Genomic DNA, 15954 nt, shown 5'->3' on the forward strand with positions numbered 1-15954 from the left:
TTTAAGTTTTAGTTTCTAGCCAAAATCAGATTGCATAGTTAGTCAACAGTTTTACGCTCCTTCAGTAGTTTTATTCATCTAAATTGCTGGAATTATGCTTAAAGGTGTTTAGCTGATACAAAAACACCCAGCATAACTGGGTGTTTTCTCTTGAGAATGGACAATCAAAACCAATTATTCAATTTCATTCCATGAACGACCATCACGAGTGATCATTGCTACAGATGCAACAGGTCCCCATGTACCCGCTTGGTAAGGCTTAGGTAGCTCATTATCGCATTCCCATGCATTGATAATTGAATCAACCCATTTCCATGCTTCTTCTACTTCATCACGACGCACGAACAACGCTTGAATGCCACGCATGGCTTCTAACAATAAACGCTCGTAAGCATCTGCTAAATGCGTTTGATTGAATGTTTCCGAGAAACTCAAGTCAAGCTTAGTTGTTTGTAAACGGTGTTTATGATCGAGTCCTGGCGCTTTATTTAGCACTTCGATATCGATCCCTTCATCTGGCTGTAAACGTATAGTCAGCTTATTTTGTGGTAACTCTTGATAAGTTTCACTGAAAATATTCAGCGCAGGCTTTTTAAAATAAACCACAACTTCTGAACATTTACTTGGTAGACGCTTACCTGTTCTTAAATAGAACGGAACACCAGCCCAACGCCAATTATCGATATCAGCACGAATTGCCACAAATGTTTCTGTATTGCTGGTTTTATTGGCACCTTCTTCATCAAGATAACCGGGTACTTTTTTACCCTGTACAAAGCCGCCAGTATATTGTCCACGAACCGTTTTTTCGCGAATATTTGTGTTATCAATACGGCGTAATGAACGTAAAACTTTCACTTTTTCTTGACGAATACTGTCAGCAGTTAAATCAGCTGGTGGAGACATCGCAATCATAGTTAGGATTTGTAATAGGTGATTTTGCACCATATCACGCATTTGACCTGCTTGATCAAAATATCCCCAACGCCCTTCAATACCCACTTCTTCTGCAACTGTAATTTGGACATGATCAATCGTTTTATTGTCCCAGTTGTTAACAAAAAGGGAATTGGCAAAACGAAGAGCTAGAAGGTTTAATACCGTTTCTTTACCTAAATAGTGGTCAATACGATAAATTTGGCTCTCTTTAAAGTATTTTGCCACACTATCATTAATAGAAACTGAAGAGGCTAAATCTGTCCCTAATGGTTTTTCCATTACGACGCGGTTTGGCTCTTTATTTAATTTTGCATGACCTAATCCCTGACACATTGCACTAAAGGTACTAGGTGGCATCGCAAAATAGTAGATAGCAGGTAACTTATCTTGTTTTAGGTGTTTTGATAATTCAATAAAATGGTCTGTTTCATTGACATCAAGATTACAAAAATCGAGACGATCACTTAAACGTTGCCAAATTTCAGGATTAATTTCTTCTTTTAAAAAGGTTTTTAACGCTTCATGAGCGACATTTTTATATGCCTCAACATCCCAATCAGCACGGCCGACACCAATAATACGAGAGTCAGGGTGAATATATCCTGCTTTTTCCAATTGATATAATGATGGAATGAGCTTACGGCGTGCTAGATCCCCTTTCGTACCGAAGATAACCAGATCACAAGCCTGAGCAGTCGATATCGCTGCCATAGAACGTCTCCTCATGATGAGATTTTGTAATTTTGTTACAGAATTTTGTATTAATGTACTCTTTTGGATGTATTCAGTAAATACACTTGCACATTTTAGTCTCTAACTTACCACACATATTGTAATGCTTCATTTTATGACCCATGTTTTTATATTTTCTTGTAACTTTACTACAGTTTTGTTTCTTGTTTTCAGTATTGAAAGTTAGACACACGTCATACTTTAACGAAAAAAGCCCTGTTTACCGATGGTTTACACTGCAAGCCTTGTTCTTTGCGTAGTATATTTTCATAAAACCGTTATAGATTTCTCCTTTTATTGAAATTGGCAAAGCCAAGGATCTGTATATTTAATGAATATATTGGAAAGGGTTCAGTCTAATCTGGACATCTTGAGTAAATCAGAAAAAAAAGTCGCCGAGGCTGTTTTAACTGCGCCACAAACAGTTATCCATTCAAGTATTGCCTTAATGGCTAAAACGGCTGATGTCAGTGAACCGACTGTTAATCGATTTTGCCGACGCATGGCAACAAAAGGATTTCCTGATTTCAAATTACAATTAGCACAAAGCATTGCTAACGGCACGCCTTATGTAAATCGTAATATTGATGATTCCGATACGGTCTCTTCTTATACCAATAAAATTTTTGAATCTGCAATGGCGGGACTTGAGGACGTTAAAAATAATATTGATATCGCCGCAATCAATCGTGCAGTTGATATTTTGACGCAAGCTAAGAAAATCTCTTTTTTTGGCTTAGGCGCATCAGCGGCGGTAGCTCACGATGCCATGAATAAGTTTTCTCGTTTTAATATTCCTGTCACTTACTTTGATGACGTTGTTATGCAACGTATGAGTTGCATAAATAGCACTGATGGTGATGTGGTCGTTGTTATTTCCCATACAGGACGCACTAAAAATCTCATTGAAATAGCTAAAATTGCGCGTGAAAACGATGCCGCAGTAATTGCTATTACGACACCTGGCTCACTTTTAGCCTCTGAAGCCACCCTCCCTATTTTACTTGATGTGCCTGAAGATACTGATATCTACATGCCAATGATCTCTCGCCTTGCACAACTCACTATTATTGATGTTCTCGCAACAGGATTTATTTTACGCCGAGGACCAAAATTCAGAGATAACTTGAAGCGCGTCAAAGAAGCTTTACGTGATTCACGGTTTGATAAGTAACCGTTTTTAATTATTCTGTTAGTATTGTCACACTTACGATTGTGCCCCTGACTAGATAACTTTTTGAAAAATGGTAGCATATCTGCGAGCTAACTCTCGCATATACTGAAAACAGTAGTGTATGTTGCAATTAGCTTGAAGCGTTTCACTTAACATATTGGGCAAAACACAGTCTGATTTCTGTTTTATCCAATTGCCAACACCTTTCGTTCAAGGTCAACGGAGTAATACATGTCCAGACGGCTCAGAAGAACAAAAATTGTTACCACCTTAGGCCCAGCAACAGATCGTGATAATAACCTAGAAAAAATTATTATTGCTGGTGCGAATGTTGTTCGATTAAATTTCTCTCATGGTTCTGCGGAAGATCATCTTGCTCGCGCAAATCGTACGCGTGAAATTGCTGCAAGATTAGGTCGCCATGTTGCTATTCTTGGGGATTTACAAGGCCCTAAAATCCGTGTATCTACCTTTAAAGATGGAAAAGTTTTCCTGAATGTCGGTGATAAATTCTTACTTGATGCAGCGCTCGAAAAAGGCGAAGGTAATCAAAATCAAGTGGGTATTGATTATAAAGGCTTACCAGCCGATGTAGTTCCAGGTGATATTTTACTTCTCGATGATGGTCGAGTTCAGTTAAAAGTCCTCAAAGTAGATGGTTTAAAAGTCTTTACTGAAGTGACTGTCGGAGGCCCATTATCTAACAATAAAGGCATTAATAAGCTCGGTGGAGGCCTCTCTGCTGATGCATTAACAGAAAAAGATAAGCAAGATATTATCACCGCTGCAAAAATCGGTGTTGATTACCTTGCTGTTTCATTCCCAAGAACGGGCGAAGATCTTAACCTTGCTCGCCGTTTAGCTCGTGATGCAGGCTGTGAATGCCAAATAGTTTCAAAAGTAGAGCGCGCTGAAGCAGTTGCTAATGATGAAATCATTGATGAAATCATCCTTGCTTCGGATGTAGTTATGGTTGCGCGTGGCGATTTAGGCGTTGAAATAGGTGATCCTGAGTTAGTTGGCGTACAGAAAAAATTAATTCGTCGTGCTCGTCAGCTTAATCGGGTCGTTATCACTGCCACTCAAATGATGGAGTCAATGATAACAAATCCAATGCCAACCCGTGCCGAAGTAATGGATGTTGCTAACGCCGTATTAGATGGTACTGATGCCGTTATGCTTTCGGCAGAAACTGCAGCAGGACAATATCCAGCAGAAACAGTCGCTTCAATGGCACAGGTCTGCTTAGGTGCTGAAAAAATGCCAGCGGCTAATGTTTCTAAGCATCGCTTAGATATGGTGTTTGATACCGTGGAAGAAGCCATTGCGATGTCTACCATGTATGCTGCTAACCATATGAAAGGCGTTAATGCTATTATTGCGATGACAGAATCAGGTCGTACTGCACGCATGATGTCTCGTATCAGTACTGGTTTACCTATTTTCTCAATGTCTCGCCATGAGAAAACATTAAACCAAACGGCACTTTATCGTGGCGTGACCCCTGTTTATTGTAGTACGCATACTGATGGTATTGCTGCGGCTAATGAAGCAATAGGTCGTTTACGTGATAAGGGTTTCTTAGTCTCAGGTGATTTAGTGTTAGTCACTCAAGGTGACCAAATGGGTACAATCGGCAGCACTAATACATGCCGTATTTTGACTGTTGAATAATACCGAGTTGTCAATCTTAATAGCAAAACGGGCACTTAATTAAGTGCCCGTTTTTATATTGACTTATTAGCTGACTAATCCAATATATTTTCACGAGCGTAAGGCTCTATTTCGCCCTCTTTACGTGTCTTCAGTAATTTTAAGATCCACGTATATTGCTCTGGTGTCGGTGTCACGAGTGCTTCTAACTCTTCATTCATTCTGCGTGCAATGTACGTATCATCTTTATCTTCAATATCATCCATTGGTTCACGAATAATAATGTGAAGCTGATGTGTTTTATGACAATACACTGGAAACAACGGTACAATAGCTGCTCGGCATACTTTCATTAACCGCCCAATCGCAGGTAATGTCGCTTTATAGGTGCCGAAAAAATCCACAAATTGACTATGCTCTGCGCCATGATCTTGATCTGGCAAATAATAGCCCCAGTAACCTTGTCGCACAGAAGAAATAAAAGGCTTAATACCTGCTTCGCGAGAATGTAATCGACCGTCAAAATGATGACGGGCTTTATTCCATAAATAATCAGCCACGGGATCTTTTTGGTGGTGAAACATCGCCGCCATTTGCTGGCCTTTAGCGGCTAATAACATGGCAGGAATATCTACTGCCCAGCCATGAGGCACCATAAAAATAACATTACGGCCTTGCTCTTTAAAACGTTCGATGATCTCTAAGCCCTGCCAGCTTGTTCGTTTTAATATGTGCTCAGGCCCTCTTAAACAAAGCTCTGCCAACATCACAAAGGATTGAGGTGCAGTTTCAAACATGCTGTCGAGTACATTTTCACGCTGCGTTTTATTCCATGTTGGAAAACAGTATCTCAAGTTGATATCTGCACGACGTCTTGCGCTTTTCGCTTTACGTCCAACAAAACGACCAATAGCAGCAAGAAATGGATCACGCCACTTTACTGGCATATAAGCTAAAACACTTAATACACCTGCACCTAACCATGTTCCCCAATGACGAGGATGCAAATAAGCACAGTGAAAAGTGGGTACATAACCCGCTTTGCTATCTGTATCTTTTTCTTTATTCATCAGATAACTCTCTGAATTGATACCCTAAATAGGCGTAAAAAACATTAAAACAAAAACGGATGATATCAATCATCCGCTTTTATGTCTTTAAAATCATGTTTATTGTCAATCAGCTAGCACTAATTGAGGTTTAATCTCTTTTACTTTAGCAAGATATTCTTGTTTATCTTTACCCGTTAAACCATCAGCTCGAGGCAACGTTGCCGTTAGTGGATTGACTGCTTGTTGGTTGATCCACAGCTCATAGTGCAAATGAGGCCCAGTAGAACGACCGGTATTCCCTGATAAGGCAATTCTATCGCCACGTTTAACACGTTGCCCAGGTTTTACTAATAATTGACGTAAATGCATATAACGTGTCGTGTATTGGCTGCCATGACGAATAGCGATAAAGTTACCCGCAGCACCACTGTATTTCGCAACAATAACTTCACCATCCCCTGTTGCTAATACGGGGGTTCCTACTGGCATAGCAAAATCGACACCTTTATGAGCAGCTAAACGTCCCGTAACAGGATTAATACGACGAGGATTAAATTGAGAGGAAACTCTAAACTGCTTCACTGTTGGGAAGCGCATAAATCCACGCTCTAATCCACCAGCTTGGCTATCGTAAAAACGACCATCTTCAGCAAGGAATGCATAATAATCTTTACCGGCACTACGTAAACGCACACCAATAAGTTCACTTTGCTCTGTACGACCATCAAGCACTTCACGAGAAAAAAGTGCAGCAAATTGATCGCCACTTTGTAGTTTTTTAAAGTCTACTTGCCATTGCAATGCTTTAGTCACTGCACGAGCTTCTGAATTAGTTAAACCTGCATTTGTTGCGCTAACAGAGAAACTACCACGAATAACACCGCTGGTAACGCTGTTTTTCCATTCCCCTTTTTGGAACTCTTTGGTTTCTTTAAAACCCGTTTCTGTTCGGGTATAAACGCGAGTTTCACGACGAGAAACACCCCAGTTTAATTCTTGAAGCAACCCATTATCATCAAGTTCCCAGCTAATTGATTGTCCAATCTTGAGATTTCTGAGATCTTTATTTTGATTAGAAATAGCTGCGATATCAGAAGAATCAATACCAAACTGAGTCAATATTGAACTTAGTGAATCACCACTAGAGACAATATAAGTATGAGGGACTTGTGCAACTGCAGTGCTTGTATCTGTACCATCTTCCGCACCAACCAACCCTTCATCAGTAAGTTGATCACTACTGTCAGTGATAATGTCATCTGTATTTTCACTTTGTACTGCGGAAGGCATTTGAATACTGACAGGAACTTCTCGGTTTTGCTCATTTTGAAGAACCACTGGTCGCCAAATTGCGACGGCCAGTGTTGCTGCAGTTAATGAACCAAGCATGATTTTATGTGGGAGTGGTAAACTTAAATATACCTGTGCAATGGATTTCTTCTGCTGCACGTTATTAATTCCTTATTGTGTTTCATTCAGGCAGCTCGCATATTGGTTAGCTAGTTGGGTAAGGAATTTTATATAGCTCTCTTGAGTCAGAGCAATCCCACTTCCTAGGGGATCTAATACACCCATTTTAACCCCAGTGCCTTTCGCCACTGTTTCTATTACCGTCGGCCTAAATTGTGGCTCAGCAAAAATGCAGGTTGCTTTTTGCTCAACCAACTGTGTTCGTATTTGATGTAATTTCTGTGCACCCGGCTGTATTTCAGGGTTGATAGTAAAATGACCTAACGGCTTTAAATTATAATGTTTTTCGAAGTAGCCATAAGCATCATGAAAGACAAAATAACCCTTATTTCTCACAGGCGACAGAATATTAACAAGATTCTTATCAGTTTGCTTGAGTTGTTCGCTGAATTTACCTAGGTTTACGTCCAGAAGTTCTTTTTTATCTGGATAGAGTGTAATTAACCTTTCGTGGATCTGTTTTGCAGACGACAACGCAATTTCTGGTGATAACCAGATGTGCATATTATAATCACCGTGAGAATGATGTTCGTGATTTTCCTCATGTTTATGCACATTGTCACCTTCATCTTTCAATAAAAGCGACTTTATTTCTTTAGTTTCCGTTAAAGCCAACTTATGATTGTCAGTAAGCCTATTTAATGGCTTATCTAAAAACACTTCCATATCAGGCCCCACCCATACCATCAGGTCTGCGGAGGTGATTTTTTTCAAATCAGAAGGTTTTAATGCATAATCGTGTGGAGATGCCCCATCTGGCAATAAAACTTCTGTTGGTGTTACCCCATCAGCGATAGCTGCCGCAATAAATCCTAATGGCCTAATGGAAACGACGACATCAGCCTGCACTGAAGCACTGAATGAGCTTATCATCGCTGTCGTTAAAAATGATTTCAATAAAAAACGATGCGCAAATTTGTTGTTTTTATGTAACATAGGAAGAATTCTCGTGAATCATCATTGGGAATGTTATATTATAACGTTTCAATGATTCTGCAAGTGCTAATTTTATGTCTGACTTGATTTGTTTAAAATCGGTTTGTGTTTCTTTTGGTGAAAGAGAAATTTTAAAAGATATCTCTTTTAATCTAAAAGCAGGCCGTATTCTTACTTTACTTGGCCCTAATGGTGCCGGTAAATCTACAGTTATCCGTTTAGTTCTTGGTTTATTAAATCCAACCTCAGGAAAAGTTGAGCGTCAAAACGCGCTACGAGTAGGTTATGTGCCACAAAAACTTTATCTTGAGCCAACCATGCCACTCACCGTTAAACGTTTTATGACACTAAAACCGGGTGTCCATAATAAAGATATTCTCCCCGCTTTAGAACGAGTTAATGCGGCTAAATTAATTGATCAACCTATGCAGAAACTTTCTGGTGGTGAGTCTCAACGTGTATTGTTAGCAAGAGCATTACTTAATCAACCTCAACTTTTAGTTTTAGATGAACCCACCCAAGGTGTTGATGTTAATGGTCAATTAGCACTTTATGATTTAATTAATCAGCTCCGCCATGAATTAGGTTGTGCCATCTTGATGGTTTCTCATGATCTTCATCTTGTGATGGCAAAAACAGACGAAGTGCTCTGTTTAAATGGTCATATTTGCTGTTCGGGCACACCTGACGTTGTTTCTTCACACCCTGAATTTATTGCCATGTTTGGAAGTCGTGGTGCTGAGCAACTTGGTATTTATCGTCATCATCATCAGCATAGTAAGGAGTGTCGTCATGATTGAGTTGCTGTTACCGGGTTGGATTGCCGGTATGCTCTTAGCAATGGCGGCAGGCCCTTTGGGCTCTTTTGTCGTTTGGCGCCGTATGTCTTATTTTGGTGATACACTAGCACACGCCTCACTACTTGGTGTTGCTTTTGGTTTGCTGTTTAATATCGAGCCTTTTTATGCTGTTATTGCCGTCACACTTCTTCTTGCTATTTTATTAGTGTGGTTAGAATTAAAACCTCAACTTTCTGTTGATACTCTTTTAGGGATCATGGCACACAGTGCGCTTTCTTTAGGGCTTGTGGTTGTGAGTTTAATGTCCAATGTGCGCGTTGATTTAATGGCATACCTATTTGGTGATTTGCTCTCAGTTAACTATCAAGATGTCATTAGTATTTTTATTGGCGTTGTAATTGTTTTATGTGTGATTATCCGTTCATGGCGTCCATTGCTTTCCATGACAATTAATCAAGATATGGCATTTGTTGATGGTGTAAATATTCAGCGAGAACGCTTAAAACTAATGATGATCACTGCACTAACCATTGGTTTAGCCATGAAATTTGTTGGAGCATTAATTATCACCTCACTGCTCATTATTCCTGCCGCAACGGCACGTCGTTTTGCGCGCTCACCAGAACAAATGGCTCTGATTGCAATCGCTGTTGGTATGCTGGCAATTACTGGCGGTTTAACCTTCTCTGCTTTCTATGACACTCCAGCAGGCCCTTCTGTGGTTTTAGCGGCGAGTTGTCTATTTATCTTAAGTTTATTTGCACCAACTAAACAGTAATATTTCCAGCCTGTTAGATAAATAAACCCCAACAACGCTATGTTATTGGGGTTTATTTTTATCTTTTTTCATTAATTATCTGAAAACTAATATTTCTATTTTTTACTTAATTCTGTTTCATCTATAGGAGCATAAATTAGCACACTAACATCCGTTAAGGGTTCCATTAAAAGATTGCCTCGAGTCAGTTCTATCATTTAAATCACCTTCAACCTCATACAGATATAAATATTAAGGCTCTTCTACAATACGATTAAAATGGCGATAGGCGTGATTAGTAGCAACTCGGCCTCGTGGTGTGCGCTGAATAAAACCTTGCTGAATTAAATAAGGCTCTAATACGTCTTCTATGGTTTCACGCTCTTCACCAATAGCAGCCGCAAGGTTATCTAATCCTACTGGGCCACCCATAAATTTATCAATAATGGCGAAAAGGAGTTTACGATCTAAATAATCAAAACCTGCCGCATCCACATTCAACATATCAAGCGCTTTAGAAGCAATCTCTTCATCAATAGCACCATTGCCTTTTACTTGGGCAAAGTCTCTCACACGGCGTAACAATCGGTTAGTAATGCGCGGAGTGCCTCGTGAACGCATAGCAATTTGACGAGCCCCCTCATCTGTCATCTCTAGTCCCATAAAACTAGCACTACGAGAAACAATGTGTTGAAGATCGTCAACATGATAAAACTCGAGACGTTGAACAATACCAAAACGGTCACGCAATGGCGATGTTAAAGAGCCCGCTCTTGTAGTTGCGCCTACTAAGGTAAATGGAGGTAAGTCAATTTTAATTGAACGAGCCGCAGGCCCCTCACCAATCATGATATCAAGTTGATAATCTTCCATTGCTGGGTAAAGAATTTCTTCGACAACAGGTGAAAGACGATGAATTTCATCAATAAATAATACGTCGTGAGGCTCAAGGTTAGTTAGCATAGCCGCGAGATCACCCGCTTTTTCAAGTACAGGGCCTGATGTCGTACGTAAATTAACCCCCATTTCATTAGCAATAATATTCGCCAATGTGGTTTTACCTAATCCGGGAGGTCCGAAGATTAGCAAATGATCGAGTGCATCATGACGCAATTTAGCCGCCTGAATAAAAATCTCCATTTGTTCTCGAACTTGCGGTTGCCCAACATATTCGGCAAGAAATTTAGGGCGAATAGCCCTATCAATAATTTCTTCTTCAGGTTGTTGAATTTCTGCTGAAATCAGGCGATCTGCTTCAATCACAATGTGTTACTCCTAAATAGCCGCGCGTAACGCTTCTCTGATAAGCGTCTCACTATCTGTACCCAGTTTTGCCACTTTGCTGATCATTTTTGCAGCTTCTTGTGGTTTATAGCCTAACGCGATTAATGCAGCAGAGGCTTCGGCTTCAATATCAGCCGCTTTTGGTGCTTTAGATGGAGTGCTTTCTGGTAACTCGATATCACTATTTTCGAATAAATCACCATTAAGGCCTTTAAAACGATCTTTCATTTCAACCACTAAACGCTCGGCTGTTTTCTTACCGACACCCGGTAATTTTACTAATGAAGAGATAGATTCATTTTCAATCGCGCTCACAAATTGACGAGCCGACATACCCGATAAAATAGCGAGTGCCAGTTTTGGGCCGACGCCATTGACTTTAATTAATTCACGAAAGAGTGCACGCTCTTGTTTTTGGTTAAAGCCATAAAGTAATTGAGCATCTTCACGTACGATAAATTGCGTATAGATAATGGCTTCTTGGCCAATATCAGGCAGTTCATAAAAACAGGTCATTGGCATATTGATTTCATAACCCACACCATTACCTGCCTCGATTAGCACCACTGGTGGCTGTTTTTCAAGAATAATTCCTCTGATACGACCTATCACCCTAACGCCTCCGCAAAAATAATTACGTCAAGTTTATAACATAAAAAAAGCTGGACGTATATCCAGCTTGTGAAAAACCAAAGACATTTACCAAGATAACAACTTATCTTAACCGACCTCGCGTTAAAACCAGACGCGGATCACCCACACGTAATAAATTTTGGTTAAAGTGACAATGTGTAATTGCAATCGCCAACGCATCGGCAGCATCTGATTGTGGTGCGGCAGATAATTTTAATATTGAACGCACCATATGCTGTACTTGGCTTTTTTCGGCTGCACCCGTACCCACAACGGTCTGTTTGACTTGACGAGCGGCATATTCAAAAACAGGAAGATCGTTATTAACGGCAGCAAGTATTGCTACACCACGCGCTTGCCCAAGTTTAAGTGCAGAATCGGCATTTTTAGCCATAAATACTTGTTCAACCGCAAACACATCTGGCGAAAATTGAGTAATGATTTCGCTGACACCAGCATAAATACGTTTAAGTCGATTAGGAAGGTCGGGAACTTGTGTGCGAATACAACCACTTCCCAAATAGATAAGTTGTCGCCCTTGCTGTCGAATTACGCCATAGCCTGTAACACGTGAACCGGGGTCTATACCTAGAATGATAGCCATATCAATTCCTGTTGCCGATATGGTCGATGGCGAGAGAAAAGAGCAAAAAAGTCTGCTCTGCTCTTCTCTTCGCACTTTTAATAACAGCGTTAAACACCGTTATTTTCGATAATCGTTAGAACGATTACAGGATATCTTCCAGTTGTTTTGCAACTTCATCTGAGATATCACCGTTGTGATACACTTCTTGTACATCATCACTGTCTTCTAACATATCAATAAGACGCATTAATTTTGGTGCAGTTTCAATATCTAATTCTGCTTTAGTCGATGGGATCATTGAAACTTCGGCTGACTCAGCAACAAAACCTGCTGCATCCATCGCATCTTTTACTTCACCAAAAGATTCTGGTGTGGTGTATACATCAATAGCGCCATCATCATAAGTTTCAACGTCATCCGCACCTGCTTCTAACGCCGCTTCCATAACAGCATCTTCATCAACACCCGGTGCGTAAGAAATAACACCTTTTTTGGTGAAAAGATAAGAAACTGAACCATCCGTTCCTAAGTTACCACCTGTTTTGGTAAATGCATGGCGAACATCGGAAACAGTACGGTTACGATTATCACTTAAGCATTCAACCATCACAGCAGTACCCGCAGGGCCATAGCCTTCATAGATGATAGTTTCCATATTATCATTTTCATCATTACCCACACCGCGTGCAATCGCACGGTTTAAGGTGTCACGAGTCATGTTGTTTGATAATGCTTTATCAACTGCCGCACGTAAACGCGGGTTAGTTGCAGGATCACCACCACCTAAACGTGCTGCTGTAACTAATTCACGGATGATTTTAGTGAAAATTTTACCGCGTTTCGCATCTTGCGCTGCTTTACGGTGTTTTGTATTGGCCCATTTACTATGACCTGCCATGAAATATCTCCAAACGTGGTCTAATCATTAAATAACAAATTCTTCAATCGCTTGCTGATTACTGGCGGATTTTGTTAGTTTTGCCGCCAGTGGCGCGTCTAGCCATTGGTATTGAGAATGCTCAGTTAGCACAATATCTCGCTCTGCGGGCAGTGCTAACGTAAACCAATGCTCCTGACAATGAGTAACATCGGGTGCATAACGATGCCGAAAATGTGCAAAAATTTCAAAAATAATTGAGCGATGGCAATCCACCAACTCAAGATTTTCTTTTATGATATCAATTCCAACTTCTTCTTGCACTTCACGCAACGCCGTTTGAAAAGGGGTTTCGCCCTCTTCTAAACTGCCAGTCACAGATTGCCAGAAATCAGGATCATCTCGACGCTTTAGCATAAGCACCCGTTTACTCTCTTTTGCATAAATAACAACTAAAACGGATATCGGGCGCTTATATTTCATCATTTACTCTTTATCTTCGCTAACTTCTTTTTGAGTTACTGCAATCGCTAACTCTTTTAAAGCATCTTCATTAGCAAAGCTTGGTGCATTAGTCATTAAACACGCGGCAGCTGTTGTTTTAGGGAATGCAATAACATCACGAATGTTATCAGTACCCGTTAACAACATCACTAAACGGTCTAAACCAAAGGCTAAACCTGCATGTGGTGGCGTACCAAATTTAAGAGCTTCTAATAAGAAACCAAATTTCTCTTGTTGCTCATTCGGTGCAATACCTAAAATACCAAATACCGCTTGTTGCATTTCATTACGGTGAATACGTACTGAACCGCCACCTACCTCATAACCATTAATAACCATATCATACGCATTTGCCACAGCACCGACTGGGTGTGCAGTCAATTCAGCTGGTGATAAGTCTTTTGGTGAAGTAAATGGATGGTGCATTGCACTTAAACTACCGGTTTCTTCATCTTCTTCAAACATTGGGAAATCGATAACCCATAATGGTTTCCATGCATTTAAGTCAGTCAGTTCAAGATCACGACCCACTTTCAAACGCAGAGCCCCCATTGCATCACTCATAGTGCCTTTACGTCCCGCACCAAAGAAGATTAAATCGCCATCCGTTGCACCCGTTGTTTCTAAAATAGCGTTAACAACATCATTAGTCAGGAATTTGGCAATTGGGCTTTGTACCCCTTCAATGCCTTTAGCACTTTCGTTGACTTTCATCCACGCAAGGCCTTTAGCGCCGTAAATGCTAACAAATTGGGTATATTCATCGATATTTTTACGGGTTAATGATGCACCACCTGGTACACGCAATGCAATAACACGGCATTTTTCATCGTTGGCTGCTTGTGCAAACACACTGAACTCAACATCTTTGACTAAATCAGCAATATCTTTGAGTTCCATTGGGTTACGTAAATCAGGTTTGTCTGAACCATAACGACGCATTGCTTCAGCAAAGGTCATGACAGGGAACGCACCTAAATCGACATTAAGAATATCCAACCATAATGCGTGGATCATACGCTCCATCACTTCGCGCACTTGATCTGCACTCATGAAAGAGGTTTCAACATCGATTTGTGTAAATTCAGGCTGACGGTCGGCACGTAAGTCTTCATCGCGGAAGCATTTTACGATTTGATAGTAACGATCAAAGCCAGACATCATTAACAGCTGTTTAAAAAGCTGTGGTGATTGTGGTAATGCGTAGAATTTACCTTTGTGTACACGACTTGGTACTAAATAGTCACGCGCACCTTCTGGTGTCGCTTTTGTCAGCATAGGGGTTTCAACATCAAGGAAACCTTCACCATCCATAAAACGGCGAACAAAGCTTGTGATTTTAGCTCGGGTTTTTAAGCGATCTGACATTTCTGGGCGACGCAGGTCTAAATAACGATAAGTTAAACGACGCTCTTCAGTATTTGTTTGATTGCTATCTAACGGTAATGGCTCTGAACGGTTAAAAATAGACAGAGATTCTGCCGCTAACTCAATTTCACCTGTTGCCATATTTTTATTAACTTGGCTATCAGGGCGAGCGCGTACTGTTCCTGTGACTTGAATACAAAATTCATTACGCAGTTCTGAAGCCTGAGAAAATGCCTCTTTCTGCTCTGGGTCAAAGAAGACTTGAACAATACCTTCGCGATCTCGCATATCAATAAAGATAAGCCCACCTAAATCACGGCGACGGTTAACCCAACCACAAAGAGTCACTTTTTGGCCCACATGGGCGCTATTCAACTGCCCACAATAATTAGTACGCATACAATATCCTTTTACTCAGCTTGTTGTGCTTTCTGCTGCGGAAATTTTGGCAATAGTCTTTTTCGAGTAGTGTCAAAAAAAAGGCAGACATTATAACGAAAATTCTTTCCGGAGATAAGAGTATAGACCTAGTTTATATGATACATCTTTTCAAGGATTTGCTAATCCCCAAACAATTAATTAATAATAATTATTTATAGCGACAGAAGTCGCTTTGAGGTTTATCATTAATTCGCCGTTTTTTGGCTTTGGCAATGGAGAAAAGATGGTTAGCTCGCTTTATATCATACTGGGCGCACTGTTATTGATTAAATTGTCCCTCAATGTCGTAAAACTCAGAACACAATATCGGGTTGCTTATGGCGATGGTGGCTTTTATGAATTACAAACAGCCATCCGTGTTCACGGCAATGCAGTAGAATATATCCCCATTTCCATGATCTTATTGCTGGTGATGGAAATGAATGGTGCTTTTGTTTGGATGGTACACATCTGTGGCTCAATTTTAATCGTAGGTCGCTTTTTACACTCTTATGGATTAAAACATCGTGAACTTAGCTGGCGTCGTTCAGGAATGGCAGCCACTTACTTATCAATGATATTGATGATCATTGCTAATATTTATTTCCTTCCTTGGATACAAATCTTTTCCTTTTATTACTAAGTCCTCGTGGAAATAACATGATCATCCATGATCAAAACTGACATCCTTGCTGTTGTGTCTAATAACGGCAAGGTATCAAAAAGGTTTATTTATTTTTCCCAATTTCTTTCTAAATAATGCAACTTT

General features: G+C 40.2%; 15 protein-coding genes. 5 read left to right on the forward strand and 10 right to left on the reverse strand.

Features of this window, described 5'->3' with window-relative positions; translation table 11 throughout:
• Positions 1–174: 174 nt before the first annotated feature.
• Complete coding sequence (gene zwf, locus H1225_RS07020; RefSeq protein WP_109397573.1) at positions 175–1650, reverse strand: glucose-6-phosphate dehydrogenase; 1476 nt, start codon at positions 1648–1650, stop codon at positions 175–177.
• 352 nt (positions 1651–2002) lie between these two features.
• Between zwf and H1225_RS07025 the strand changes: the two genes are divergently transcribed.
• Positions 2003–2845 carry a MurR/RpiR family transcriptional regulator gene (locus tag H1225_RS07025; RefSeq protein ID WP_006536609.1) on the forward strand — a complete coding sequence of 281 codons (843 nt, stop codon included), beginning with the start codon at positions 2003–2005 and terminating at the stop codon, positions 2843–2845.
• A gap of 231 nt (positions 2846–3076) precedes the next feature.
• Entirely contained in the window at positions 3077–4519 is a 1443-nt protein-coding gene (gene pyk, locus H1225_RS07030; RefSeq protein ID WP_072064013.1) for a pyruvate kinase, read from the forward strand.
• A gap of 74 nt (positions 4520–4593) precedes the next feature.
• Here pyk and lpxM read toward each other — a convergent pair whose 3' ends face one another.
• From lpxM to znuA, 3 genes are all read right to left on the reverse strand, one after another.
• Positions 4594–5568 (reverse strand): lauroyl-Kdo(2)-lipid IV(A) myristoyltransferase, encoded by a 975-nt coding sequence (gene lpxM / locus H1225_RS07035; RefSeq protein WP_006536607.1) that lies wholly within the window; start codon positions 5566–5568, stop codon positions 4594–4596.
• Positions 5569–5673: 105 nt separating this feature from the next.
• Positions 5674–6999 (reverse strand): murein DD-endopeptidase MepM, encoded by a 1326-nt coding sequence (gene mepM, locus H1225_RS07040; protein ID WP_161723924.1) that lies wholly within the window; start codon positions 6997–6999, stop codon positions 5674–5676.
• 12 nt (positions 7000–7011) lie between these two features.
• Complete coding sequence (gene znuA / locus H1225_RS07045) at positions 7012–7956, reverse strand: zinc ABC transporter substrate-binding protein ZnuA (RefSeq protein ID WP_006536605.1); 945 nt, start codon at positions 7954–7956, stop codon at positions 7012–7014.
• A 74-nt stretch (positions 7957–8030) separates the two neighbouring features.
• Here znuA and znuC point away from each other — a divergent pair, with 74 nt between their 5' ends.
• Positions 8031–8756, forward strand: a complete 726-nt coding sequence (gene znuC, locus H1225_RS07050) for a zinc ABC transporter ATP-binding protein ZnuC (RefSeq protein WP_161669354.1) — start codon at positions 8031–8033, stop codon at positions 8754–8756.
• Entirely contained in the window at positions 8749–9534 is a 786-nt protein-coding gene (znuB, locus tag H1225_RS07055; RefSeq protein WP_109847398.1) for a zinc ABC transporter permease subunit ZnuB, read from the forward strand. The genes znuC and znuB overlap by 8 nt, the downstream gene beginning before the upstream one ends.
• Positions 9535–9765: 231 nt before the next feature.
• Here the strand turns inward: znuB and ruvB are convergent, their stop codons facing one another.
• The 6 genes from ruvB to aspS all read right to left on the reverse strand — a co-directional run bounded on the left by ruvB (position 9766) and on the right by aspS (position 15164).
• A complete protein-coding gene (gene ruvB, locus H1225_RS07060) occupies positions 9766–10776 on the reverse strand; it encodes a Holliday junction branch migration DNA helicase RuvB (RefSeq protein ID WP_161723926.1) in 1011 nt (336 codons plus the stop codon).
• 12 nt (positions 10777–10788) lie between these two features.
• Entirely contained in the window at positions 10789–11409 is a 621-nt protein-coding gene (gene ruvA, locus H1225_RS07065) for a Holliday junction branch migration protein RuvA (RefSeq protein ID WP_239739602.1), read from the reverse strand.
• Between the two features lie 103 nt (positions 11410–11512).
• Positions 11513–12034, reverse strand: coding sequence for a crossover junction endodeoxyribonuclease RuvC (gene ruvC, locus H1225_RS07070; RefSeq protein ID WP_006536599.1), 522 nt, complete (start codon positions 12032–12034; stop codon positions 11513–11515).
• Between the two features lie 124 nt (positions 12035–12158).
• On the reverse strand, positions 12159–12914 hold the full coding sequence (locus H1225_RS07075; RefSeq protein WP_006536597.1) for a YebC/PmpR family DNA-binding transcriptional regulator: 756 nt from the start codon (positions 12912–12914) through the stop codon (positions 12159–12161).
• 27 nt (positions 12915–12941) lie between these two features.
• Complete coding sequence (nudB, locus tag H1225_RS07080) at positions 12942–13376, reverse strand: dihydroneopterin triphosphate diphosphatase (RefSeq protein ID WP_109847396.1); 435 nt, start codon at positions 13374–13376, stop codon at positions 12942–12944.
• Positions 13377–13379: 3 nt separating this feature from the next.
• Positions 13380–15164 carry an aspartate--tRNA ligase gene (gene aspS / locus H1225_RS07085; RefSeq protein ID WP_072064018.1) on the reverse strand — a complete coding sequence of 595 codons (1785 nt, stop codon included), beginning with the start codon at positions 15162–15164 and terminating at the stop codon, positions 13380–13382.
• Positions 15165–15429: 265 nt separating this feature from the next.
• On the opposite strand from aspS, the gene H1225_RS07090 reads away from it, so the two are divergent.
• Positions 15430–15828 carry an MAPEG family protein gene (locus H1225_RS07090; protein WP_006536594.1) on the forward strand — a complete coding sequence of 133 codons (399 nt, stop codon included), beginning with the start codon at positions 15430–15432 and terminating at the stop codon, positions 15826–15828.
• Positions 15829–15954: the final 126 nt, after the last annotated feature.

It is taken from the genome of Proteus penneri (genome assembly GCF_022369495.1).
GTDB lineage: Bacteria > Pseudomonadota > Gammaproteobacteria > Enterobacterales > Enterobacteriaceae > Proteus > Proteus penneri.

Bases quoted from the DNA above. Each gene is read 5' to 3' on its own strand.
- zwf (WP_109397573.1), bottom strand. From the start codon at position 1,650: ATGGCAGCGATATCGACTGCTCAGGCTTGTGATCTGGTTATCTTCGGT.
- H1225_RS07025 (WP_006536609.1), top strand. From the start codon at position 2,003: ATGAATATATTGGAAAGGGTTCAGTCTAATCTGGACATCTTGAGTAAA.
- pyk (WP_072064013.1), top strand. From the start codon at position 3,077: ATGTCCAGACGGCTCAGAAGAACAAAAATTGTTACCACCTTAGGCCCA.
- lpxM (WP_006536607.1), bottom strand. From the start codon at position 5,568: ATGAATAAAGAAAAAGATACAGATAGCAAAGCGGGTTATGTACCCACT.
- znuA (WP_006536605.1), bottom strand. From the start codon at position 7,956: ATGTTACATAAAAACAACAAATTTGCGCATCGTTTTTTATTGAAATCA.
- znuC (WP_161669354.1), top strand. From the start codon at position 8,031: ATGTCTGACTTGATTTGTTTAAAATCGGTTTGTGTTTCTTTTGGTGAA.
- znuB (WP_109847398.1), top strand. From the start codon at position 8,749: ATGATTGAGTTGCTGTTACCGGGTTGGATTGCCGGTATGCTCTTAGCA.
- ruvC (WP_006536599.1), bottom strand. From the start codon at position 12,034: ATGGCTATCATTCTAGGTATAGACCCCGGTTCACGTGTTACAGGCTAT.
- H1225_RS07075 (WP_006536597.1), bottom strand. From the start codon at position 12,914: ATGGCAGGTCATAGTAAATGGGCCAATACAAAACACCGTAAAGCAGCG.
- nudB (WP_109847396.1), bottom strand. From the start codon at position 13,376: ATGAAATATAAGCGCCCGATATCCGTTTTAGTTGTTATTTATGCAAAA.
- aspS (WP_072064018.1), bottom strand. From the start codon at position 15,164: ATGCGTACTAATTATTGTGGGCAGTTGAATAGCGCCCATGTGGGCCAA.
- H1225_RS07090 (WP_006536594.1), top strand. From the start codon at position 15,430: ATGGTTAGCTCGCTTTATATCATACTGGGCGCACTGTTATTGATTAAA.